Source organism: Rothia sp. HMSC078H08 (assembly GCF_001808955.1).
In the GTDB taxonomy this organism is placed as follows: domain Bacteria; phylum Actinomycetota; class Actinomycetes; order Actinomycetales; family Micrococcaceae; genus Rothia.
Window position 1 is genome coordinate 373,535 of sequence record NZ_KV795257.1, and the last position, 24,789, is coordinate 398,323.

General features: G+C 61.8%; 14 protein-coding genes and 1 tRNA gene. 9 read left to right on the forward strand and 6 right to left on the reverse strand.

Annotated features, from left to right (window positions below; translation table 11 throughout):
* Nucleotides 1-11: 11 nt before the first annotated feature.
* Entirely contained in the window at nt 12-1,454 is a 1,443-nt protein-coding gene (gene leuC / locus HMPREF2528_RS08280) for a 3-isopropylmalate dehydratase large subunit (RefSeq protein WP_070543718.1), read from the reverse strand.
* A gap of 411 nt (nt 1,455-1,865) precedes the next feature.
* On the opposite strand from leuC, the gene HMPREF2528_RS08285 reads away from it, so the two are divergent.
* Nucleotides 1,866-2,753, forward strand: coding sequence for an IclR family transcriptional regulator (locus HMPREF2528_RS08285; protein WP_371326313.1), 888 nt, complete (start codon nt 1,866-1,868; stop codon nt 2,751-2,753).
* Nucleotides 2,754-2,882: 129 nt separating this feature from the next.
* On the opposite strand, the gene HMPREF2528_RS08290 is transcribed toward HMPREF2528_RS08285, so the two are convergent.
* Nucleotides 2,883-4,757 (reverse strand): GTPase, encoded by a 1,875-nt coding sequence (locus HMPREF2528_RS08290; protein ID WP_070543719.1) that lies wholly within the window; start codon nt 4,755-4,757, stop codon nt 2,883-2,885.
* 48 nt (nt 4,758-4,805) lie between these two features.
* Nucleotides 4,806-6,716, reverse strand: coding sequence for a dynamin family protein (locus tag HMPREF2528_RS08295; protein WP_070543720.1), 1,911 nt, complete (start codon nt 6,714-6,716; stop codon nt 4,806-4,808).
* 651 nt (nt 6,717-7,367) lie between these two features.
* Here HMPREF2528_RS08295 and HMPREF2528_RS08300 point away from each other — a divergent pair.
* The 7 genes from HMPREF2528_RS08300 (at nt 7,368) to epsC (ending at nt 14,916) form a co-directional block, all read left to right on the forward strand.
* Nucleotides 7,368-8,195 carry a DUF6318 family protein gene (locus tag HMPREF2528_RS08300; protein WP_246823921.1) on the forward strand — a complete coding sequence of 276 codons (828 nt, stop codon included), beginning with the start codon at nt 7,368-7,370 and terminating at the stop codon, nt 8,193-8,195.
* Nucleotides 8,196-8,463: 268 nt separating this feature from the next.
* A complete protein-coding gene (locus tag HMPREF2528_RS08305; protein ID WP_070543721.1) occupies nt 8,464-9,651 on the forward strand; it encodes a DUF6318 family protein in 1,188 nt (395 codons plus the stop codon).
* Nucleotides 9,652-9,917: 266 nt separating this feature from the next.
* Complete coding sequence (locus tag HMPREF2528_RS08310) at nt 9,918-10,760, forward strand: DUF6318 family protein (protein WP_070543722.1); 843 nt, start codon at nt 9,918-9,920, stop codon at nt 10,758-10,760.
* Between the two features lie 106 nt (nt 10,761-10,866).
* Complete coding sequence (locus HMPREF2528_RS08315; RefSeq protein WP_070543723.1) at nt 10,867-11,802, forward strand: DUF6318 family protein; 936 nt, start codon at nt 10,867-10,869, stop codon at nt 11,800-11,802.
* 117 nt (nt 11,803-11,919) lie between these two features.
* A complete protein-coding gene (locus HMPREF2528_RS08320) occupies nt 11,920-12,696 on the forward strand; it encodes a DUF6318 family protein (RefSeq protein ID WP_070543724.1) in 777 nt (258 codons plus the stop codon).
* A gap of 401 nt (nt 12,697-13,097) precedes the next feature.
* Entirely contained in the window at nt 13,098-14,033 is a 936-nt protein-coding gene (gene cysK, locus HMPREF2528_RS08325; protein ID WP_070506037.1) for a cysteine synthase A, read from the forward strand.
* A 298-nt stretch (nt 14,034-14,331) separates the two neighbouring features.
* Complete coding sequence (gene epsC, locus HMPREF2528_RS08330; protein ID WP_005505599.1) at nt 14,332-14,916, forward strand: serine O-acetyltransferase EpsC; 585 nt, start codon at nt 14,332-14,334, stop codon at nt 14,914-14,916.
* A 206-nt stretch (nt 14,917-15,122) separates the two neighbouring features.
* Here the strand turns inward: epsC and gndA are convergent, their stop codons facing one another.
* Together gndA and HMPREF2528_RS08340 are read right to left on the reverse strand one after the other, a co-directional pair.
* The gene (gene gndA, locus HMPREF2528_RS08335) at nt 15,123-16,595 is read right to left on the reverse strand and encodes an NADP-dependent phosphogluconate dehydrogenase (RefSeq protein ID WP_070506035.1); all 1,473 of its coding nucleotides are present in this window, start codon (nt 16,593-16,595) and stop codon (nt 15,123-15,125) included.
* Between the two features lie 156 nt (nt 16,596-16,751).
* A tRNA-Val gene (locus HMPREF2528_RS08340) sits at nt 16,752-16,824 on the reverse strand.
* 480 nt (nt 16,825-17,304) lie between these two features.
* Here HMPREF2528_RS08340 and aceE point away from each other — a divergent pair.
* Nucleotides 17,305-20,037: a pyruvate dehydrogenase (acetyl-transferring), homodimeric type gene (gene aceE, locus HMPREF2528_RS08345; RefSeq protein WP_049352774.1), complete on the forward strand. Its 2,733-nt coding sequence runs from the start codon at nt 17,305-17,307 to the stop codon at nt 20,035-20,037.
* 192 nt (nt 20,038-20,229) lie between these two features.
* Here aceE and HMPREF2528_RS08350 read toward each other — a convergent pair whose 3' ends face one another.
* Nucleotides 20,230-24,594, reverse strand: coding sequence for a non-ribosomal peptide synthetase (locus HMPREF2528_RS08350; protein WP_210397114.1), 4,365 nt, complete (start codon nt 24,592-24,594; stop codon nt 20,230-20,232).
* Nucleotides 24,595-24,789: the final 195 nt, after the last annotated feature.

A 24,789-nucleotide genomic window follows, 5' to 3' on the forward strand; every position in this document is an offset into this window, starting at 1 on the left:
ATAGCGGCGTGCTAGGCCACGACGTCGGACGGGGCGGACAGGGTACCGCGCACAGCGGTTGCGGCGGCAACCACCGGGGAGACCAGGTGGGTGCGGCCGCCCTTGCCCTGGCGGCCCTCAAAGTTACGGTTCGAGGTGGAGGCGCAACGCTCACCGGGTGCCAGCTGGTCGGGGTTCATACCCAGGCACATGGAGCAGCCGGCGAAGCGCCAGTCTGCACCGAACTCCTTGAAGACCTTGTCCAGGCCTTCTGCTTCTGCCTGCGCGCGGACCTTCTGGGAGCCGGGCACGACCATCATGCGCACGTTCTCGGCGATGGTGCGGCCACGCACGATGTCTGCGGCGGCGCGCAGGTCCTCAATGCGGGAGTTGGTGCAGGAGCCCAGGAAGACGACGTCCACGGGAATTTCCTTCATGGGGGTGCCGGCCTTCAGGTCCATGTATTCGAGGGCGCGTTCTGCTGCGACCTTGTCGTTCTCGTCCTCGAAGTCCTCCGGGGAGGGAACGGCGTGGCTCAGCGGAATACCCTGACCGGGGTTGGTGCCCCAGGTGACGAAGGGTTCGAGCTCGTCAGCGTTAATGAAGATTTCCTTGTCGAAGACGGCACCTTCGTCGGTGGGCAGGGTCTTCCAGTACTCGACTGCCTTGTCCCACTCTTCACCCTTAGGTGCGTGCTGACGGCCCTTGATGTATTCGAAGGTGGTCTCGTCGGGGGCGACCATGCCGGCGCGTGCGCCCGCCTCAATGGACATGTTGCACATGGTCATACGACCCTCCATGGAGAGGGAGCGGATCGCGGAGCCGCGGTATTCGAGCACGTAGCCCTGACCGCCGCCGGTGCCGATCTGCGCGATGACGGCGAGGATGATGTCCTTCGCGGTCACGCCGGGCTTGAGGGTGCCTTCAACGTTGATTGCCATGGTCTTGAAGCGTGCCAGAGGCAGGGTCTGGGTTGCCATGACGTGCTCCACCTCGGAGGTGCCGATGCCGAACGCGAGAGCGCCGAACGCACCGTGGGTGGAAGTGTGGGAGTCGCCGCAGACGATGGTCATGCCGGGCATGGTCAGACCCAGCTGCGGGCCGACCACGTGTACGATGCCCTGTTCCTGGTCGCCGAGGGAGTGGATGCGCACGCCGAACTCTGCAGCGTTGCGGCGCAGGGTCTCGATCTGGGTGCGGCTGGTCAGGTCGGCAATGGTGCCGAAGATGTTGTCGGTGGGGGTGTTGTGGTCCTCGGTGGCGATGGTCAGGTCGAGGCGGCGCAGGGGGCGGTTCTCGATGCGCAGACCTTCGAATGCCTGGGGGGAGGTCACTTCGTGCAGTAGCTGCAGGTCGATGTAGAGCAGGTCGGGCTTGCCGTTTTCGCCGGGGACGACGACGTGTGCGTCCCAGACTTTTTCTGCCAGGGTGCGCGGACGGGTGCCCGCGGTGGTTGCGTTCTGTTCGCTAGTCATGCTTTCTCCTGCTTGATGCGTTCCTACGGTGGATGCGTTCGGTGTGGTGCGTGCCGCAAGTTTGCGGAGTTAAGGGGCGGATTATGTACCCGATGGGACCCTCAAATCGGTATTTCCCTGCGGCGTGTCGCATATTTTTTCACGGATTCTTAGCCTGTGAGACGGCCTAGAAACACCCCGAACTAGCGAGTGTTTTTATGTGGGTTTACTCTATGACTCCAGGGTAATTTTGCGGGGTTGCGCGCATTTTCCTGCGGCTTTTTCACACATTTTAACCCATAAACACACATAAACACTTATTATGAAAAACTCATAATTTATCCCGTAGGGGGTGATTCCATCTTCAGCTGTGCACCCGAAAGAGTCCACGAAGTCCGGGGTATCTTTCATATTCTGAGATAGAATATAAGAATGACTCCTTCCGCTTCACGTTTTAACGCACACGGAATGCGTCACCCCAACGCATCCACATACCACAACGCACCGATTGTCGACCCCGTCAAGCCGCCCGAACACATGGCCGCCGACGAGCAGATGGTAGAGGTAAACTCCCACGGCTCCTCCGGCGTTGGCGTGCTCGACAAGGCGACCCTCATTCTTGATTGCCTCGAGGCAGGACCCGTATCTCTGGGTGACCTCGTCAAGGCAACCGGTCTGGCGCGCCCCACCGCACACCGCCTCGCCGTGGCGTTGGCACACCACCGCCTCGTAGCCCGCGACGTGCAGGGACGCTTCATGCTCGGACCCCGCCTGACCGAACTCGCATCCGCAACCATTGCTGACGAGCTCATCACCGTGGCAGACCCGATCCTGCAGAAGCTCAGCCTCGAAGCTGACGAGTCCACCCAGCTGTACCGCCGCCAGGGTGACTGGCGCGTGTGCGCAGCCACCTCCCCCCGCCCCTCCGGCATGCACGAATCTATTCCGGTCGGCACCCAGCTGTCCATGCAGGCAGGCTCCGCCGCCCAGGTTCTGCTGGCTTGGGAAGATCAGAACCGCATTGTTGAAGGCCTGCGCGATGCACACTTCAGCGCAGCCATGCTCGCGGCTGTGCGCCGCATCGGCTGGGCGCAGTCCGTGGGCGAGCGCGAGCGCGGTACCGCCTCGGTGTCCGCTCCGGTGCGTGCTCCCGGTGGCAAGGTGATTGCGGCTGTGTCTATCTCGGGTCCGATTGATCGTATGACCCGCCAGCCGAACCGCAACTACCCCGAGCTGGTCGTCAAGGCTGCTCAGGCGATTACTGACGGTTTGCGTGAGCTTTCTGCTTCTCACTCGGCATCGGATGTTGAGGAAAGCTAAGGCTCTGTTCTAGATAGTTTTCACGAAAAGAATCCCTCCCCACTTCGTTTGAGAGGTGGGGAGGGATTCTTTTATGCACTCTTAGCCTGATGCAGCTTATCCTGATGCGGTTTTTCAGATGATACGCCGCTAAATGTCCAGCGCCTTGCGGTAGGAGTTGAGGCGCTTAGCTTCCAGCTGCACCGGGGCGACCACGCAGGACTGCACCGCCTTCTCAACGCCGGTCTGCAGGCGACCGCGCAGCTTGCGTGCGTAGTAGCGTGAGCCCATGGCGGTGAGCAACCTGCCCACACCCGCCGAGGCAATACCAAGCAGGATACCCAGCAACAGAAGCAGGGTCGGCAGGGGTACCGGGGAGCCTTCGGGGGTCGGGGCGGGCGGCAGTTGAATCTGCAGGTACGCCATGCCGGAGATGAGGGTCAGCCAGCCGACGCCTACCAGGGCGCTCAGTAGTGCAATCCATTGCAGCGCGTTGAAGATGACCCAGGGGGCGCGGGTGCGGCCGAGGCCGTAGTCGATGCGCATCATGTCACGTTCGAGCAGTTCGGGTAGCTCCGCCTCGCGAGAGAGTGCGGCTTCCTTCATGCTGCGCTTCCACGGGTCTTCGACGCGGTCCGCCATCTGCTTGCTGTATTGGCGCACGGCATTTGCCATGCCTGCCTTCTGCGCGGCGCTCAGCGGGGGTAGCGAGGATGCCACCAGCTCGGGTGCGTTCTCGCTATCGGAGCCGAGCATGCCCGAGGACTTCTCCGCCTTAGACGCGCTCTTCGTTTCGTCCTGCTGCCCCAGGTGCAGGCGGCGCAGGGGGTCAGCTTTCAGACGGCTCATCCAGCGGGTGAGGATCCAGCCGGTGTGCTGACCCGCGGCGCGGCGGTAGGAGGCGGTTGCCGCCTGCAAAACCTGCTCTGCCTGGCTGGAGGTGTAGCACGCCTTCGCGAGCTTCTGTTCCGCTTCGAGGGCGTAGGCTCCGGCGAGCACGGTCCCCTCTCCCCCGGCATAGGTGCGCAGCTGGGATGCGGTGGCGTGCAGCTGTGCGTCGGTTCGCTGCAGGGATAGGCTCTTGGCGGCGGCTACCTGGGCGAGCAGGTCGCGCAGCACGTCGACGCCCTCACCGGTTCGTGCAGAGACGGCGATGGGTGCGGAGAGCAGGTGCGCTTCGGTGCCCTCGGCCTGGAGCAGGCGGGTGAGGGAGGCGAGCACGGCGGGCACCTCGGCGGGTGCGAGTTTGTCCGCCTGGTTGAGCACGCAGAGCGCCTGCGCGCCGGAGGTGGCAAGCGGCACCATGAAGTCGCGGTGGATGACGGCGTCGGCGTACTTTTGGGGGTCGACAACCCAGACGAGTACGTCCACGTAGCGCATCATGCGGGCGGCGAGGTCGCGGTTGGTGGTGGTGACCGAGTCGAAGTCGGGCATGTCCAGCAGGATGAGGCCGCCGGTGCGGGTGCGCATTTCGCCGCGTCCGCCTACTGCGCGGCGGATGCGGTTGAAGAGTCCGGGCGCCGGTTCGGTGACGGTATTGGGTGCCGCTACTCCCCCGGTTGCCTTATTACCCTCGGTTGTCTCTCCTTCGGCGGCGAGCGCCTGAGTTTGCGGGTAGACGCGCTTGTCGATGCCGAGCCAGTCAAGTAGCTCTTCGCTGCCTTCGGCTTCCCAGATTGCCGCCTGCACGGTGGAGGTGGTCGGGCGTGTGGGAGCGGAGAGGGCAATGTTCTGCCCGGCGATGGCATTGAAGAGGGTGGATTTGCCGCTGCCGGTCGCGCCGAAGAAGCCGATGACGGTGTGCTCGGTGGAGAGCTCGCGGCGCTGGCTGAGGCGTTCGAGGGTTTCGGCGGCGTCGAGCAGCACGGTTTCGGGGACTCGTCCTTCGCCGTAGCTGATGGCATCCTTGAGGGATGCAACGGAGCGCGCGAAGGGCGAGGTCGCCACGGCGGGGGTGGCGCCTCGCTCGGCGTTGCGATCGGTGTTGCGCTCGGCGTTCTCGAGTTTTTTCTCGGGGGTAGTCATAGTGCGTTATTTCTTCGTCTGTGGTGCGGGGTGCCTGCCCGGAGTGGTTTAGCGGGCAACCGTGCCGTTAGTGTGGGCTGCGGCTTGGCGCTGTGTGGTTTGGCGCTGTGTGGTTTGACTCTGGGTGCTCATTTCTGCGGCGATCGCCTGTACCTGCTCAGCGGCGCGGTGAATGTCCTCGGCATCAGCCTGCGGGTCGGTTTCTTCGAGCACGGCGGTGAAGGGCTGGGCGTGCTCGGTGAGCAGATCAGCCATGCGTTCGAGCAGGTCGGTGCGGGCGCGGGTTGCCATGCGGCGCACCGCGTCTTCACCGAAGATGGACTCGAGCAGCTTGGTGCCGACCACGCCACTACCGCCCGCAATACCCGCTTCAATACCGGTAATGCCGCCGGTGAGGCTGAACGCGGCGACCATGAGCATCACGGCGGTAGCGTTCACGCCCAGGGAAAGGAAGCGAGCACGTTTGCGCTTGTCGGCGCCTTCTTCGCGAATCATTTCGAGCACTGAGCCCTGCCAGAGGCGAATCTGCTCGGCAACAGCGGCGGAGAAGATGTCTTCGGCGGACTGCACTTCACCCTTCACATCACCCTTTGCGCCTGCATTCTTTTCGGGCGTCGGCGCGTCCAGGCGCGCCAGCAGGGAGCGTCCGGCGCGGCTGGCACGCCAGCGGGTGCGGGTGTTTTCGGAGGCGCGGGCGGCGGCATCCAGCACGACGGCGTGGATACCGCTTTCAAGGGCGTCCTCTACCTTCTGGGCGGCGGCGGGCTGACCGCGCAGTGCAGAGCCGACGCGGTCGCGCAGGCGACCGATGGTGCTGTCGAGGGAGCGGAAGAAGTCGCCGGTTCCCACGAAATCGTGCCAGCGCGAGAGCACTTCGCCGCGTAGCAGGGAGCCGTCGGAGAGCGCCCCGTCGATGGTGGTCAGCGCGTCCTCGTATTCTTCGGCGACGATGGTGGCAAGCGACTGGTGCGCCGCCTGCTGGCGTGCCTGTTCGGCGGCGAGCACCTGCAGGTTTCCGGCGAGGGTTTCGACGGCACCGGCGAGGGTCTGCCGGGCGATGGCGGCGCGGGCGGGTGCGTCGGCGCCGAGTTCGCGGATCCACAGGGTCAGCGGGGCGAGGCTGACGGGGGCGAGCATGCCGCTTTCGTCGCGCGGCTGTTCGGTGACGGTGTGAATCAGTACGGCGTGGATTCCCGCCTCGTCGAGCATGCGTCGCAGGTCGTTTTCGATGGCTTCTTCGTCGCCTTCGGGCACGCGGTTGAGCACCACGGCGATGGCGATGGAGCGTGTGGCTGCTTCGTGGAGCAGTTCCCAGGGCACAGCGTCGGCGTAGCGGTTGGCGGTGGTGACGAAGAGCCACAGGTCTGCCGCGGAGAGCAATTCCTTGGCGAGGGTGCGGTTTTCCTCGGAGACGGAGTCGATATCGGGCGCATCAATGAGCGCGATGCCCTGCGGTAGCGCCGAGGTAGTAACAGGAATGAGGGCGCGCGCAATCTTCGGGTCAAGGCCCGGTAGTGCCTGCGATCCGGCGTTCATGCCGGAGGTGCGGGTGCGCGGCAGGGTGGGCAGGAAGCGTTCGGGTGACAGTGCCGCCTCGTCTTCTGCGCGGTGCAGGAGTACGGGGTGGCGGGTGGTGGGTCGAATCGCGCCGGACTGGGTGAGCGGTTCGCCGAGCAGGGTGTTCACAAGGGTGGATTTGCCGGCGCCGGTGGAGCCTCCGACCACGATGGTGAGGGGGTTGTCGACGCTGGCACTGCGCGGCAGGATGTAGTCGTCGAGTTGGCGTGCCATGGCGGCGAGCAGGGTGCGCGCGGTGGCGGTGCCGTGCTCGGCGGTGCCGTCGTGGGTGACGGTGTAGGGGGTGCCGGGGGTTTCGCCGGCTTCTACGTCGAGCGGGAGGGGGATTCGAGTGAGCAGTTCGCGAGCTGCTTTGAGCTGCGCATAGTCGGTGGTAGTCACAGCGCTATTGTCCCATAGGGTGCACCTGCTTCATGCCATGTTTGGGTGTTGGCGCGGTCGCGTTGTGGCTAGGTTGTGCGGATGGGAGTGCCCAGGCTGTGTGAGGGGCTGTTTTTGATAGGTGTTTGGACAACCTGAAGAGGTTGAGATACTACTTGCGCACAGGGTGCAACAACTCCAATTTATGATTTATTCATAAGAAGAGCAGGTAAGAAAATCCTTGATTTTCCGCAGGAAATCAGCACATTTCAATACGGTTATCCGGAACACATTGGTACGTTTTATAACCCGCATAAAACGGGCAAATATTAAGATTTGATAACTTTTTACGCTCAAGCGCAGATATGGTCATTTCGAACTTGAAAGTACGCTTAGAATCATTGAGCACGACAACCAGGCAGGTCATAACCCACACCGATTCCTTCAGGCGGCTTCTGACCTGCCCTTTCTATCGCATCCGTACTCACCGCGGTATGCCACCCCCATCGGGAACGCTCACCGACCCCTCATACAACTGCAATCAACTGCCGTTGAGGTTCACTGCATCCGAGCTACCCATTACTGCCTGCCCGTCTTTACTCTTGCGAAAGGTTGCGTATGTTCGGTTCGCTGTCACGTCGCCATCTTCTTGCTCTTTCTTCCGGAGCAGCATTGAGTGCACTCACAAGCGCCTGCAGTCCCAGCGCAGTTTCTCGCCCTCAACCACTCACTGATCCCTCTCCCACTGATGCCGCACCGGCGCCTCAGAGCACCCAGACTAAATCTGCGACCACCACGCGTAGCATCACCTACGCCGAGCCTCTACCCAAATCCGCTCTGGACGGCCGCGGCCCGGCAATCCTGCCGGATCAGTTCTTTGAGCGCGTCGGCAATTTCTCGAACGGCACTCTCAGCCACCGCGCCGTCAATGTCCCCCGACCCATCATGCCCCCGGAGGCTAAGGAACGTACCGTTGAGGGTCTGCACGCCTTCCTGCAGTACTGGGGTGCGGCGCAGAACTACATGCTCCTCACCGGTGATACCGACCCCTTCATGAGCCTGCCCGGCCAGGAGCACTTTAGCCACATGGCGCAGATGTACCGCGACATTTACCGCTACAACATTGGCTGGCTGGTCTCTAAGAGCAACCACCCCATGTGCATCAATCTAAGCTCCCCGCAGCCGGTACCCGCCACCGAGCAGGACGTCTACTGCTGGAAGGCGACCCTGAAGGTGGACGAGAACGCGTTCCTGTTCAACCATGAGACCCGTCAGCGTGAGCAGCTCACCGGTATCTACGGCAGCAATCAGAAGGCGGATGCTTACGTCTACTTTGGTGAAGAGGGGTGGCAGATGCTGGAGGATCCGAAGTCTTCCCCGAGTGCTACCGCCACCCCTGCGGCTACCACTGAACCGTCCGCGAACGCCCCGAGCGCGCACCCGACCCCGAATGAGAGCGCCTCTTCTAAGGCGGCTCGTTACATTCGAGGCTCAGCCTAAAACTTCTTTGCATCCGTGCCTCAAAGATCCCGTCATATTGGGTGATATGAGGCACGGATGAGGGCTTTTATTTGTGTGCCACGCGTGAAATCTATAGGCTAGGGCTAGATGAGGTCCGCCCATTTTCACCTCAATGCGCCTCTACCCGCCCCGCGGGTGACTGCTTCACGCCCTCTGATGGGGGCGTGATGTTAGGCTGAGGATTAGGGCGTGAGCTCTTCACCTATCACCGATACTTCCGCATCACAGCACATTCAAGGGGATCACTATGATTCACAGCCGCCGCCACTTTATTGCGCTCACGGGCACTGCCGCCCTGGGTGCGATGCTTGCCGCTTGCGGTTCCAAAAAGACTGCGGAGGCGACCGCCTCCCCCACTCCTTCCGCTTCGATTGCGGGTGCCTACGATAACCTGTCGGGCGAGCTGAAATGGACCAAGTACGTTGCCGGTACCGGTGCTGCTCCGATGAGTAGCACCGACCCGGAGACCGGTCAGGTCTACACGATTGAGCCGACCGCCGGCCCCGCGAGCGTTGATTCTAAGGCGAGCGCCGTGCCCATCCCGGTTGAGGATGAGACCATGTACGAGAAGAACGCCCGCAGCCTGCGCGCCACCTTCGCGTATTTTGCGGCGGCGGTGAACTACGCCCGCATGACCGGTGATCCCGGTCCGGCTCTGCAGGTGGTTCAGGCTCAGAACTCTACCAACCGTGCGGCGCTGGAGAAGCTGCGCGCCTTCTATGCGCCCGGCACGAACTGGCTGGTGGGCGGCGAGGGGACTTTCCGCCTGACCGATAAGCAGCCGACGACCCGCGGCACTAAGTATGCGTGGGCGTGCACCGTAACTCAGGCGCACGGTATGCAGGTTGAGAAGGCGACCAATACGACCAAGCCTCTGGAAGACACTGAGGCACAGGAGATTAAGGCTCTCTACGCTGAGTACGATGAGGAGGCGAAGCGCTGGTTGGTGATTGCGCCTCAGCAGTACGATCCCGCATTGACCCCGAAGCCGACGCAGACTCCGCGTGCGCATCCTTCCTCGACCTATACCCCGACGGTAACTGATGACAGCACCGTGGCAGCTAATGCTGGCGCACACACCGGCGCGAATACTTCGGGTAACGGCGCGGCTCAGGGCACTGCTCAGAATGGTGCCGCGCAGAACGGTGGTGCGCAGGCTCCTGCCGCCCAGAACGGTTCCCATCAGTACACTGGCTCCCAGAACGGTGGTGCCGGTCAGGGGTCTGCTGGTCAGGGTGGCGCGGCTCAGGCTCCTCAACCTGCCGCTACCCAGGCGCCTGCGGCTCCCGCGCAACCCGTGGCGACTCAGCCTGCAGCTGCGACGGCTCAGCCGAGCGCAGCGCCCGGTGCCCCTGATGCGGGCGGTGTAGCTGGCGGTGTAAATGCTCCCGGCGCTGAGGCACCCGGCGGTATTCCTGGTGAAGGCGCACAGTAGCCCCTCCCCCTATAGACGATGAACGCGTCCCTCTTTCACCCCATCCGGTGCGATACTCCCGCTGGTTCCACTGAGTTCACTGGCGGCGGTAAGTTCGCTGATGGGCGGCATATCACGCTCCTATGAGCGCTGGTACGCACGGGTGTGAAGGCGGGGGCGCGTTATACTTAGGACTGTCTCTAGAGGGATGTCCGCGTGTGATATCCACTCGTCGAGGCGTTCTCTCACTCGTCTCTCACCTGAGATTCTCATTCGAAAGGTATTCCGTGGCGCTTTTCCCCATGACCTCCGGGCTTCCCAGTTCCACTACCGGCGTCAGCCGCCGTTCTGCTCTGCGTTATGCGGGTGCAGGCGTTGCGGGCGTGTCTTTGAGCGCCCTGCTGGTTGCGTGCGGCGGTGGTTCTTCTTCTAGCGAGAACGCTGATGCGGATACCCCTCAGATTTCCCCTTCGGCTTCTGCGCGTACTGATTTTAGCGGCGAGGTCACCTTCGACAACTATGAGAAGAAGGGTAATTTCGTTCCGGCGACCGAGTCTGCGCCCGCTCAGAACGTGCCGTTCCCCAAGCGTCCGGCAAGCGCGTCGGAGAACTCGGTGCAGGGTCTGTACGATTCGATTGCTTTCGTGTATGCGGCGATCAATTACCTGGTGCTGACCGGTGATGCGGCTCCGCTGCGTGACTCGAAGGCTGATGAGAAATTCGTTGCGTCGTTCTCTTCGTTTATGGATGAGTCGAATGAGAGCTCGCAGAATCGTGATTGGTTTGTGTCGCCGAAGGTGACCATGTCTGCGTTCACTGCAGTTCCTGCGCTGGTGAAGAAGAGCGTGCAGTGGACCTTTGACCTGGTGATTGATTTGGGTCCGACCGTGGTGATTGACGGTGCTCCCGCGGAGATGTCTGAGAAGGTGCGCCGTACTGAGCGCGGTCTGGTGGTTACCGGTGTGCGCCACGATAATGACTGGACTCTGACGATTCAGGATGAGTACGAGGCTCAGGCTTCGGCTCAGCCGCAGAATGGTGGCGCTAATGGTGGTGCCGCTAACGGCGGTAATGCTGGCAATTCCGGCAACTCCGGTAATGGCGGCAATTCTAATGGTGACAACCTTTAAGCCCTCAGATGGATGAGGCATCATGCCCTAACTCGCACTCGGGTTAGGGCATGATCTGTTTTACTCTGGTAATAACGAGCTTTCCTGGATTCAAGGTTTTTCTCTTATGTCTTCTTTTTCTCAGTCTTTCTCTCGCCGTTCTCTGCTGCGTTTGGGCTTGGGTGCGTCCGCTGTTGCGGGTTCTGCGGCGCTGTTGAGCGCGTGCGGTTCGGGTGGATCTAGCCAGCAGTCGGGTTCTCAGGGTGGTAGCCTGAATGGTTTGAAGTCGAGCGCTAACCCGAATGGGTACAGCGATGATGGTAAGAACTATTCGGGTCTGGTGGAGTACACCCACTATGAGGGTGCGGTGAATTATGAGCAGGGTACGGTGGAGCATCCGCCGCGTAACGCTCCGAAGCCGAAGGTGAGTGATGCTCTGTCGGCGAATACGGTGACGGGTTTCCATGAGGCGATTGCTTATTTTGCAGCGGCTATGGATTACCTGGTGAAGACCGGTAACACGGATGCGTTCTCGACCGGTATTCAGCTGTCGTCGAAGACTCGCTCTGAGGTGGATGCCCTGTCGGCTTCTATTCTTGCGGGTGTGGAGAAGGGGTCCTGGTATGTGAATCCGTCGGCTTCCTATGCGCTTTCGAGTGCGCAGCCGTCCATTATGAGTGATGGCAACCTGCTGTTTAAGGGCAAGTACACCCTGGACTTCGGTACGGAGGCGGTGGCTGAGGGCAAGATCCAGCCGGTGGTTACCTCCGCGAGCGCTTCTGCTGAGCCTTCTGAGGATGCGCTGGTGTCTGATGCGCCGTCCCCCACTGCGACGGCGGCGGGTCCGGTGTCTCAGGTAACGGTTCAGGAGTGCGATTTCCGCGGCCGCTACCATGCTGATTCGAAGATGTGGGAGCTGAGCGTGGCGTACGGTGCCACTGTTCAGGGTAGCGCTGCTCAGGGTGGTGTTTCCTCTGCGAGCGCGGCAGCATCCGGTTCGGCTTCCGTGCCCTCTTCTGCCGCCGCTTCTGCTGAGGCGTCCGCCACTTCCGCGGCGTCATAGTTCGTCATAACGCTTTTATCTGCGAGGCGCTTCTCACGCTTCGTCCACTCAACTCTGTATCCCGTTGGGTTTGCGGCTAAACTGGTTGCAATCACCGACTGACTGAAAGGTATCACTATGTCCGAGAACCTGACCCGCCGCGCGGCGCTGGGTGTGCTGGGCGTCAGCTCTATGGCTTTGCTGGCGGCTTGTGGCTCTAAGGCTACTTCTGAGGCGTCTGCTTCCGCTTCTGGCTCTGAGAGCGCTTCTACTGCTGCTTCTGAGTCTGCTACCGCTTCGCCCTCTGCTTCTGCATCGGCGTCTGCTTCCCCTTCCGCTTCTGCGTCCGCTTCGGCTACTGCAACGAACTCTCCGCTGCCCAACGACAATAAGGATTACAGCGGCGTAGCGAAGCTGGAGAAGATGGAGGATCACGGCGAGTACCAGCCGGGTAATGCTGAGCACCCGCCGCAGAACGTGCCGTCCCCGATTGTTCCGGAGGCTATGCACCAGAATTCGGTGGCTGGCTTCGCGGCGGCTCTGGCGTACTTCGGTGCGGCGTTTGAGTACCTGCTGCGTACCGGCGATATGCACTACATGAACGAGGTCAGCACCGACCAGGAGACCCTGGCGGCGATGAAGAAGTACGCGGACTCCACCAAGGCAGGTATTGACGAGAAGAAGACCTGGTACGTGAACCCGACCGCTACCCTGACTATTGGCACCAAGCAGCCGGTTCTGGCGCAGGGTGCGTACAACTGGACCGTGACTCTGAACGTTGATCTGGGTGAGAAGCTGTTCAAGGACGGCAAGGAGCAGACCGTGGCGGCTGATAAGCGTCACGTGAAGATGTTTGGTGAGGCTGTTGGCCGCTACCTGAACAACAAGTGGGACCTTCACATGGACATCAACTAGTCCTCTGAGGCTGGTTTTCTCCCCCGCTTTTGCGTCTTTTCCATCTCAGGATGCGGTTTTCTACTGTTTTTTCCATTGATGGCAATAAAATTTGTGGCTCCAGCTTGCGGTGAACGGAGTTCATCACTACTCTTATATACAGAGGTTGTCTTTTGGGCTACATAATGTTTCTAGAGAGCGCCGCACATTCATCATCCTTTGTCGAGAAAGGGTTTGTGCGGCGCTTTTCTGTACCCTCTTTCTGAACCTCGTTCCTTGAGGTTTTTCTCTGGCATTATTACGAACTGTGACCGCAGGTTTAAACCTGCCGCCGGTGAGTAGTAGAGTTGCCACGTAACCGATTATTCATTGCGGAGACCCCGTCGCGGCTGGCCTCCCCCAAGCTCATGAAGGAGCACCCCATGGCAAAGATTCTCAACAGCATTGTTGAAGCAACCGGCCAGACCCCCCTGGTTAAGCTGAACCGACTGGACGAAGGTCTTCCCGGTAACGTAGCGGTCAAGCTTGAGTTCTACAACCCCGCTGGTTCGGTTAAGGACCGCATCGGTCGCGCCATCATTGACGCTGCTGAGAAGTCGGGTGCGCTGAAGCCCGGCGGCACCATTGTTGAGGGCACTTCCGGTAACACCGGTATTGCGCTGGCTATGGTGGGTGCTGCTCGCGGTTACCGCGTCATCCTGACCATGCCGGAGACCATGTCTGCTGAGCGTCGCGTGCTGCTGCGCGCTTACGGTGCTCAGATTGTGCTGACCCCCGGTACCGAGGGTATGCGCGGCGCTGTGGAGAAGGCTAAGGAAATCGTTGCGACCACCGAGAACGCTATCCTGGCGTCCCAGTTCTCCAACGAGGCGAACCCCACCATTCACTACAACACCACCGGCCCCGAGATTTGGGAAGCAACCGACGGTAAGGTCGACATTTTCGTGGCGGGTATTGGCACCGGCGGCACCATCTCCGGTACCGGTAAGTACCTGAAGGAGCAGAACCCGGACGTGAAGGTTGTTGCGGTTGAGCCGAAGGACTCCCCGCTGCTCTCCGAGGGTCGCGTTGGCCCCCACAAGATTCAGGGCCTGGGCGCTAACTTCGTTCCCGACACCCTGGACCGCGGCATCTACGATTCGGTGACTCCGGTCAGCGCTGAGGATGCTATGCGCACCTCCCGCCTGCTGGCTACCCAGGAAGGTATTCTGGGCGGTATTTCTTCCGGTGCGGCTGTGTGGGCTGCTCTGGAGGAGGCTAAGAAGTCTGAGAACAAGGACAAGCTGATTGTGGCTATCGTTCCCGACTTCGGTGAGCGTTACATCTCTACCGCTCTGTACGAGGATATCCGCGGCTAATAGGCCCCGGTCTTCGGCACCCCTCCCCGTGAGGCCGCCATCTAGAACAGTACGCAGTGTTCGACGCTCCGTCCCGGTTGCATGCCGGGGCGGAGCGTTTGCGTTTTCTCGCGATGCTCCCCCGCTGAGACCCGCCCGAGCCCGAATATTACGTTCCGCACGCAATTGTGACCGAGATGTTAAAGAGAGCACTCACTATGACGACGACAGAGTTCGGGAATAGGTGAATGAGCACCGTTGTTGGTACCTTTGGAAAGGTCGCATACACAGAGCGCGACCGATGAGGGAAAGGGAACCCATGAGTTTTATTGCGCGTCTGCGTGAAGATATTGAGAACGTCCGCCAGCACGATCCTGCTGCGCGCGGCGCTGTCGAGATTGCGCTGAACTATTCGGGTATGCACGCGATTTGGGTTCACCGTCTGACCCATAAGCTCTGGCAGAAGGATGAGACGAAGGCTCTGGCTCGTACTCTCTCGCAGTTTGCTCGTTTTCTGACCGGTGTGGAGATTCACCCCGGTGCGACCATTGGCCGCCGTTTCTTCATTGATCACGGCATGGGCATTGTGATTGGTGAGACCGCTGAGGTTGGTGACGACGTGATGCTGTACCACGGCGTGACCCTGGGCGGTCGTTCCCTGGAGAAGGTGAAGCGTCACCCCACTATTGGTGACCGTGTGACCATTGGCGCCGGCGCGAAGGTGCTGGGCCCGGTGGAGATTGGTGCCGATAGCGCTATTGGTGCGAACGCTGTGGTCGTCAACGATCACCCCGCCGATTCGATTATTACCGGTATTCCGGCGAAGCACCGCCCGCGTACCCCGGAGAAGAAGAAGCCGCTGGTGGACGCTGTGGAGTACATTGACCCCGCCATGTGGATTTAGCGCTTGGCAAGCGTTTTGAGGCGGTAGAGGCGCACCTGGAGGCTTCCTGCAAGCTCCAGTGGCGCCTCTCCCCTACGGTTCTTCCCCTAGGGGCGCTTCTCTCTAGTACCCTGCGCAACAACATATTGAAGACATAACGAAAGCCCGCCTTCGACCGGATTCTCATCCAGCCGAAGGCGGGCTTTGACGTATTTAGCTACGGGAGCTTAGTGAACGTGAATGTCCGCTGCGTTCACCTCGGAACGGTCACCGCTCCACATGGTGTGGAAGGCGCCCTCTTCGTCGATACGACCGTAGGTGTGCGCACCGAAGAAGTCACGCTGGCCCTGAATCAGGGATGCGGGCAGGCGGTCGCGGCGCAGACCGTCGTAGTAGGACAGTGCGGAAGCGAACACCGGCACGGGGATGCCCAGTGCGGTTGCCTTAGCCACCACGCGACGCCAGGAAGGAACGAGCTCCTCCATAAGGTTCTTGAAGGCGGGTGCCAGCAGCATGTTCGCGGGAGCCTCATCAGCGTAAGCAGCCATGATGTCGCCCAGCAGCTCGGCGCGGATGATGCAGCCTGCACGCCACAGCGATGCGATGGTGTCCAGCTTCAGGTCCCAACCGTATTCCTTGCCTGCGCGGGTGAGCAGGTCCATGCCCTGTGCGTAGGCCACGAGCTTGGACGCGAAGAGCGCGCGGCGCACATCCTCAACGAACTCGGGGTCGCCTGCACCGATACCGGTGGTTGCGATTAGGCCTGCGGGCAGTTCGCGCTGTGCCTGCTCGCGCTGCTCACGCTCGGAGGAGGAGAGGGCGCGTGCGAACACGGACTCTGCGATAGCGGAGACGGGAGAACCGAGGTCCAGGCCAGCCTTAGCGGTCCACAGGCCGGTACCCTTCTGGCCGGCGGCGTCAACGATTACGTCGACCAGGGGCTTGCCGGTCTTGGCGTCCACCTGTGCGAGCACCTCGGAGGTGATTTCGATCAGGTAGGAGTTCAGCTCGGTCTTGTTCCAGGCCTTGAAGATCTCTGCCTGCTCGGCGGGTTCGATGCCGGCCACGGAACGCAGCAGGTCGTAGGCCTCGCCAATCACCTGCATGTCGGCGTACTCGATGCCGTTGTGGACCATCTTCACGAAGTGGCCGGAGCCGTCGGTGGAGATCCATGCGCAGCAGGGTGCGCCGTCCTGGGGAGCCTTAGCGGCAATCTTCTCGAGCATGGGGCCGATGTGCTTGTAGGACTCGGCGGAGCCGCCGGGCATCATGGAGGGGCCCCAGAGGGCGCCTTCCTCACCACCGGACACGCCGACGCCCACGAAGTGCAGGCCCTTTTCAGCCAGGGCGTGCTCGCGACGGATGGTGTCGGGGAAGTGGGAGTTACCGCCGTCGATGATGATGTCACCCTCGTCGAGCATGGGGGTGAGCTGCTCGATAACAGCGTCGACGGGTGCGCCCGCCTTGACCATAATCAGGATGCGGCGGGGAGACTCGAGGGAGTCGACGAGTTCCTGCAGGGACTCGGTACGGATGAAGTCGCCGTCTGCGCCGTGCTCAGCCAGCAGTGCGTCGGTCTTCTCTACGGAACGGTTGTGCAGTGCCACGGTGTAGCCGTTACGTGCCAGGTTGCGGGCGAGGTTCGCGCCCATGACAGCAAGGCCGGTGACACCAATCTGTGCCTTCTTGTTTTCAGTCATGTATATAAGGATACGCGCTGAGGGCAGGCTATATATAGGTGGAGTGCACTTTTATGCTCTGAAGAGTCGCCCTTCTCACTCTTGGAGAGATATAGCGCGTGGAGAAAGTGCTTAGAACGGAAAAACCCCGGTACCGTGCGGTACCGGGGTAATCGGTGGGTCCTACCGGGATCGAACCGATGACATCCACGGTGTAAACGTGGCGCTCTACCAGCTGAGCTAAAGACCCGTAGTTCTCACTGTTTCGTTTCCATTCCAGTGACGAACACAAGAAACAACTATACGGGCTTTTGAGGTGCCACGCAAATCCAGAACACGTGTTCTATGTCTCAATATTTTTTTCATTTTCCCACCGCACCCAACATCAAGCCACACCAAGCCACAGCTACCCTCCCCCTCAGAAACAAGCCACACCCTCTCATTCCGCGCCATTCCGCCAACCCCGCCATTCCGCGCCATTTAGGTGCAAAAAGACCCTAACTAGTACTTTTGATGCGCATTTTTTCCACTCAGATAGTCACAATGCGAAACCCACATCACAAAAACCCCCATTTGAGACCAAGAGAGGCACCTTTAGGTCTAAGATAGTAGAGATAAGAAGCGAAGTGGGTCTTACAGACCTATAGCGCTTAAACACAAAGATTGTTCGACAACGCAACAACGCGCGGCGGGCGATCTCACAACCGCACAGAAGAGAGGTTGGATTAGTTTGGCTAACGTACCGAACGAGCACTCCCTGAGCACCCTTCTCGATGGCTTCAAGGACATCGACGTAGAAGAGACCCAGGAGTGGGCCGAGTCCCTCGAGGACCTTATCAAGACTCACGGCACCGAGCGTGCAGAGTACATCCTTCGCGCACTGCTCAAGGAGGCTGGCGCAAAGGGTGTTAAGGTCCCGACTCTGGTCAAGACCGACTACATCAACACCATCCCCGTCGACCAGCAGCCCGAGTACCCCGGTGATGAGGAACTCGAGCGCCAGTACCGCGCATGGATTCGTTGGAACGCAGCAATCATGGTTCAGCGTGCCCAGAAGAAGGGCATCGGCGTTGGCGGTCACATCTCCACCTTCGCAGGTGTGGCTGACCTCTACGAAATGGGCCAGAACCACTTCTTCCGCGGCCGTAACCACCCCGGTGGCGGTGACCAGGTCTTCTTCCAGGGTCACTCCTCCCCCGGTGTCTACTCCCGCGCATTCGTTGAGGGCGTCCTGACCGAAGAGCAGATGGACGGCTTCCGCCAGGAGAAGACCAAGGGCGCAAACGGTATTCCTTCGTACCCGCACCCCCGTTGCATGCCCGAGTTCTGGCAGTTCCCGACCGTTTCCATGGGTCTGGGCCCCCTGAACGCAATCCACCAGGCATCCTTCAACAAGTACCTGCACAACCACAAGATCAAGGACACCTCCGAGCAGCACGTCTGGGCATTCCTGGGCGACGGCGAAATGGACGAGCCCGAGTCGCGTGGTGCACTGCAGCTGGCTGCAAACGAGCACCTGGACAACCTGACCTTCGTCGTCAACTGCAACCTGCAGCGTCTGGACGGCCCCGTTCGCGGTAACGGCAAGATCGTTCAGGAGCTCGAGGCATTCTTCCGCGGCGCAGGCTGGCACGTCATCAAGGTCCTGTGGGGCTCCGACTACGACGAGCTGCTCAAGAAGGACAAGAGCGGCAAGCTCATCCAGCTGATGAACGAGACCCTCGACGGTGACTACCAGACCTTCCGTGGCGAAGACGGTGGCTACATCCGCGAGCACTTCTTCGGCAAGTACCCCGAAACCAAGGAACTGGTTGCAGACCTGACCGACGAGCAGATCTTCAACCTGCGCCTGGGTGGCCACGACGACAAGAAGCTCTACGCAGCCTACAAGGAAGCTATGGAGACCAAGGGCAAGCCCACCGTCATCCTGGCACAGTCCATTAAGGGTGCGGAGCTCGGCCCCTACTTCGAGGCACGTAACTCCACCCACCAGATCAAGAAGTTCACCATGGAAGCACTGAAGGGCTTCCGTGACCACCTGAACATCCCCATCTCCGACGAGGAGCTGGAGAAGGATCTGTACAACCCGCCGTACTACGTGCCCGAGGCAAGCCACCCGGCACTGCAGTACATGCACGCACGCCGTAAGGAACTCGGCGGTTACATCCCCGGCCGTGCAAACACCCAGCCTGAGATTATCCTGCCCGAGTCCAAGGTCTACGCACAGACCAAGAAGGGCTCCGGCAAGCAGACCGCTGCTACCACCATGGCGTTCGTCCGCCTGATGAAGGACCTCATGCGCGTGAAGGGCTTCGGTCACCGTATCGCTCCCATCACCCCCGATGAGGCACGTACCTTCGGTATGGACTCCTTCTTCCCCTCGGCTAAGCTGTACAACCCCAACGGTCAGAACTACGTGCCCGTTGACCACCAGCTCATGCTCACCTACACCGAGTCCCCCGAGGGCCAGATCGTTCACGTGGGTATTAACGAGGCAGGCGCAACCGCTGCGTTCATCGCACTGGGCTCCTCCTACGACACCCACGGCGAGCCGATGATCCCGATTTACATCTTCTACTCGATGTTCGGCTTCCAGCGCACTGGCGACGGCTTCTGGGCTGCTGCCGACCAGCTGTGCCGCGGCTTCGTCATCGGTGCAACCGCAGGTCGTACCACCCTGTCCGGTGAGGGTCTGCAGCACAACGATGGCCACTCCCCGATTCTGGCGTCCACCAACCCGGCGTTCAAGATCTACGACCCGGCTTACGGCTACGAGATCGCTCACATCGTGGAGCGCGGTATCGAGCAGATGTACGGTACCAAGGACGAAGACCACAACGTCATGTACTACCTGACCGTGTACAACGAGCCGATTCACCAGCCTGCTGAGCCGGCAAACGTTGACGTTGAGGGCATCATCAAGGGTATCCACAAGATTAGCGAGTCCCCGCTGACCTCCGGCCCCAAGGCACAGCTGCTGGCATCCGGCGTTGCTGTTCCGTGGGCTGAGAAGGCTCAGCAGCTGCTGGCTGAGGACTGGGGCGTCTCCGCAGACGTCTGGTCTGTCACCTCGTGGACCGAGCTGCGCCGCGACGGCATTGCCGCTGAGGAAGAGGCTCTGCTGAACCCGAACCAGCCCGCTCGCGTTCCTTACGTGACCCAGAAGCTGGCTGGCGCTGCTGGCCCGATCGTCGCGACCACCGACTTCGCTTCGGATGTTCCCGACCAGATCCGCCAGTTCGTTCCGAACGACTTCGCAACCCTGGGTGCTGACGGCTTCGGCTTCGCAGACACCCGCCCGGGTGCACGTCGCTTCTTCCACATCGATGCAGAGTCGGTTGTTGTCCGCACCCTGCAGATGCTGGCAAAGCGCGGCGAGGTTGCAGCAGACGTTCCCGCGAAGGCATTCGCTAAGTACGACCTGCTGAACGTGAACGCTAACTCCGAGCTGGAGCAGCACTAAGCATTTGACTGTAGAACCCCGGTTCTGCGTTAGAAGCTAAACGAATGCCCCCGGTTGATGATTCATCGACCGGGGGCATTCGTGTTTTAACTTTGTGCTGTAGCTGGACTGCATGTTTTAACTGATGTAGCCCGGAGGTAACGACTATTACCTCCGGGCTACATCAGTTATGGGGAAAACAGTTATAGGGAGTTAGCCTGCGAAGTGGCCGGTCACCTCCGCCAAACGCGCCGGATTCACCAGATCAGGGTGCGTACCCTCCAGCAGCACCGCACGGAACGACGACGCATGCGCCGACCAACCCGCCGCGTCCAAATACGGCTGATCCTCATGCGGCACACCCACCAGCAACACATCACCATCAAAGAACGCCTGCTCAGCACCACGCATCAACGCCGCCGAAGCACGCATACTACCCAAGCACACACCCAACTTCTCCTCCGGTAGGTAACCCATCGCCGAACCCGCCCGCTGCAGACGCTCCAACGTACCCGGCAGGTCAAGCTGCTCACCAGCCGCAGGCTCCGGCAAACCGCCCATACGCAACAGCGCACGGAAGCTCTCCTGCTCATCCGGCGCAGGCACGCCCTGCCACTGCTCCGAAGGATACGCATCCAACAGGATGACGCGCTCAACCTGCGCACCCGCAGCCTGCGCCAGAGCCGCAACCTGCACCGCGGCAGTACCGCCAACAGACCAGCCCATCAACGCAAAACGACGCGGCAACGAACGCTCCGCCAGGGTCTTCTCAATCAGCTTCAGGTAGCCCTCAGCCAGCTCCTGCAGGCTCGACGCAAACCCAGCCTGCGGATCAGAGAACGCCTCAGCCTGCACAGCATACACACCCTGCTGAGCCGGAAGATGCGAAAGGTACCCCGCATAGCACCAGCCCAAACCACCCGCAGGCGGCAGGATAAACAGCGGCGCGGGGGCCTCGGTAGTATCGGGGACAACGGGCTGCTCACGCTGAGTCACAACGTGTTCGCGCTGAGTCAAAACGTGCTCACGCAGCGGCAGAACCGGCGCGAACTCGGCACCCTCGCCACGCTCGCCCGCAATGGACGCCGCCAAAGCCTGCACGGTCGGATGCGCAAACAGCGCACCGATGCTCACGCTCAGACCCAGCTGCTCCTCAACCGCGGCAATCACCTCAAGAGCCGCCAGCGAATGACCGCCCGAGGCGAAGAAATCCTCGTCCACGCCAAAACGCTCACGACCCAGCACACCCGCAATAATCGAGCACAGCTGCTGCTCCAGCAGACCGTGCGGACCCTCGGCATCGGAAGTCTGAGGGGTCAGGTCCAGGGACGCCAACAGCTTGCGATCCGCCTTACCGGAGGGGCTCACCGGCAACGCAGGCAGGGTATGCCACAGGGTCGGCACCATGTAATCCGGCAGAACCTGCGCACAATGCTCACGCGCCGTCTCCACCAGCTGCGCGGCACGCTCGGCGGGCACATCGCCCACCTCCAGCACCGCCGCCAGGGCAGGCTCGCGCAAACCGCGGTACAGCAGAGCCACCGAAGCGCTCACACCCTCAACCGCGGCAAGAGCCATCTCAATATCGCCCAGCTCCAGGCGCTGACCGCGCACCTTAATCTGATAGTCCGTGCGGCCGCGGTAACCAATGACGGCACGGCCATCGGGAAGAATCTCCCAGCACGCCAAATCGCCCGTACGGTACAGGCGCTGACTCTCACCGTTCAGCAGTGCGAGCGCACCAGCAGGAGCCTGCTCCACGAAAGCCGCGGCGGTCGCCTGCGGGTTGTTCTTGTAGCCGCGCGCCAGCTGCACGCCCGACAGGTGCAGTTCGCCCGTCACACCCACCGGCACGGGGTGGCCGGTCGGGTCAAGAATCAGGGTGCCGGTGTTCCAGACGGGCTCGCCAATGGGCACGCTCTCGCGCTGCGGGTCGGCGGCGGTCTCCCAGAAGGTTACGTCCACCGCCGCCTCGGTCGGGCCGTACAGGTTCAGCGGGTACACGCCCAGAACCTCGCCCGCAGCCTGCACCTGGTCCTTCTGCAGCGCCTCACCCGAGCAGACCACGTAGCGCAGGGGCTGCTCTCGATCCTGACCGAAGCCAGCATCAGCCAGGATGCGGCGCGCCGCCGGCGAAGAGGTCAGCGCCGACAGCATGGTCGGCACAAAGTGCACCGCCGTGACGGACTGCTCGGCAAACACGCGCGCCAGGTAGGCGGGGTCGCGGTGACCCTCCGGGGCGGCAATGACCACGGCGGCACCCTCGGCGAGAGGCCAGTACAGCTCCCACACGTGCACGTCAAAGGAGATGGGGGTCTTGTGCAGAACGCGGTCGCCCTCCCCCACCGGAATCTGATGCTGCTGCCAGCGCAGGCGGTTATCAATCGCGCGGTGGCTGATGGCAACGCCCTTAGGCCTGCCCGTGGAGCCGGAGGTGAAGAGCACGTAAGCGTCCTCGTCCAGGCCGGTTTTCATGCCCGGAAGCTCCTCGGCGGCGGGTGCTGAGGAGTGTTCCCCGTTGGGTTCCTCGGCGCTCAGTAGGGGCAGAGTATGCTGCGGCAGGTTCGCGTGACGCTGCGGCTCCTGCGGGTTCAGCTCTTCCGCGCTCAGGGGCTGCAGACCGGGGCCGTGCAGCAGCAGGGAACATTCGGCGTCCTCCATCATCACGCCCACACGCTCGGCGGGCAGATCCGGAAGCACCGGCACGTAGGTGGCGCCAGCGTACAGCAGGGCGTACAGCGCCACGTACTGCTCGGCGCCGCGGTGCACACGCAGACCCACCGCATCGGAAGGGCGAACGCCCCAGTCCAGCAGCTGCGCGGCAAGCGCACGGGCGCGCTCGTCCAGCTCGGCGTAGGTGAGGGCGCGGTCAAAAGCGTAGGCGCGATCCGACTCTGGGGTGAGCACCTCACCGGGCACGGGGGCAGAATCCAGCACGGCGAGCGCCTGCGGATGCGCTGCCACCGCGTCACGGAAACGATCCAGCAGGGTCTTGTACTCCATCGGGTGCTCGGTAAGCGCCGGGGCGGTCAGCTCGCGCAGGGTCGCAAGCTCCGCCTCGGTCGCCAAGCCGAGGTTGTTCAGGGAAGCGTCCTCGCGCTGCGCCTCCGCCGCGTAGGCGGGCAGCCACTCGCTCAGGCGGGCGGCGTGACGTTCCAGCTCCTCAGCGGTGTAGAGCGCCGGGTTCATGTCAATCTCGCAGGAGATGCTGTTGCCGCGGCCGGGCATGCCGCGCAGGGTGAAGGTCGCGTCGGCAACGGGACCGGCAGAGATATTGTGAATGCGCGCGGTCGGTACCGCGGTTCCGGACTCGTCCTTGGAGGGTGCCGCCAGCGGCAGCACCGCGTCAAAGGGCACCACGTTAATCTGCGCACCAAACAGCCTTGACTGGGCGTTACGTGCGGTACGTTCCAGGTCTTCCTGACGAGCCAGCGGGTGCTCAGCGTTGCGGGCGTACTGTTCCTTCACCGAGTGCAGGGACTCTGCGATGGAACCGGTCGCCGCGACCTGCACCGGCAGCACGTTCACCGCGGTACAGCCGGTCTGCGCGCTCGCCGCACCCAGGGCGCGGGTCGCCTCCGGCAGGGTGCGGGCGAACATGCGGTTCATCTGCGGCACACCGAACGAAGCCTGCGGGTAGCCGCCCACACGCGCCAGGTACGAGCCGACGGCGGCGGTCGCCAACACGGGCCAGGAGACGGCGTGCTGCTTTGCCGCATCCAGCAGAGCCTGCTGGGTGGGCACGTCAATGCTGAACGCCAGGCGCACAGACCGCGCCGACGGGGAGGCCGTACGACCCGCCAGCGAGGTGTCTTCCTGCTCCAGGGCGCCGCTCGCCTCCCAGAAGGCGACGTCTTCGTCACGGGCGCCGGAGGCGGCATCGTCGGCATCGAGCAGCTGATGCAGGCTCATGCGGCGGGTTGCCGGAACCGGCTGACCGGCGAACAGGGCACGGTATATCGCCGCCACGCGGGATAGGCCGTTGAACGCGGCGAACCCGTCGGCAACCACGTGGGAGAAGGAATGGTACACCCAGAGGAACCCGCCGTAACGCACCACTGCGCTACGCACGGTCACGCCCTCATCGGTGGCGAGGGGCTGGGCGAGCAGGCGCTGCGCCCAGGCGCTCACCGGCGCGGGCAAATCAGAGTCAGGCAGGGCCGATTCGGGCAGGTCAGAGGCGTTCTCCTCCCCCGCCTCGGCGGTGCCGCTCAGCTCCCCTTCATCTACGAGCAGGTCAATGCCCGAAAGGAACGCCTCCTCGGTCAGAATCTGCTGGGAGGCGGCACCATCGGCAATGCGGGTGCGCACGCGGAAGCCCTCGTTCTCGCGGTAGAGCTGCTCAAAAGCCTCACGCAGCAGAGCGAGGTCGGTGTCTGCGGGGCATTGCAGAACCTCCGCGGTGTTGTAGCAGGGGTTCGTCGGGTCAATCGCGGCGGCAAAATAGATGCCGCGCGCGTTAGTGGTCAGCGGCAGCCAGGGGCTGTCAGCGCTGTGCTGTGCGGAGGGGTTCGCGGCGGTGCGAAGGTCGGAAGCAGTCCCGAAGCTAGCGGGTGCGGTAGTATCAGCTACGCCCATGGTGGCCTCTCAAAGGTCTGGATTAGGGATCTGGATTAGGGATGAGGTGTGTGTGAAGGGTCGGGCTACTCCCCCGCCGTTTCGCGCTGGCAGAAGTGCACTAACAGAAGTGCGCTGACAAGTGCAAACGCAGCTACACAACACGGCGTAAAACCGGCGCACAGAAAAACGAGGCGAGTAGCAAACACCCCGGGC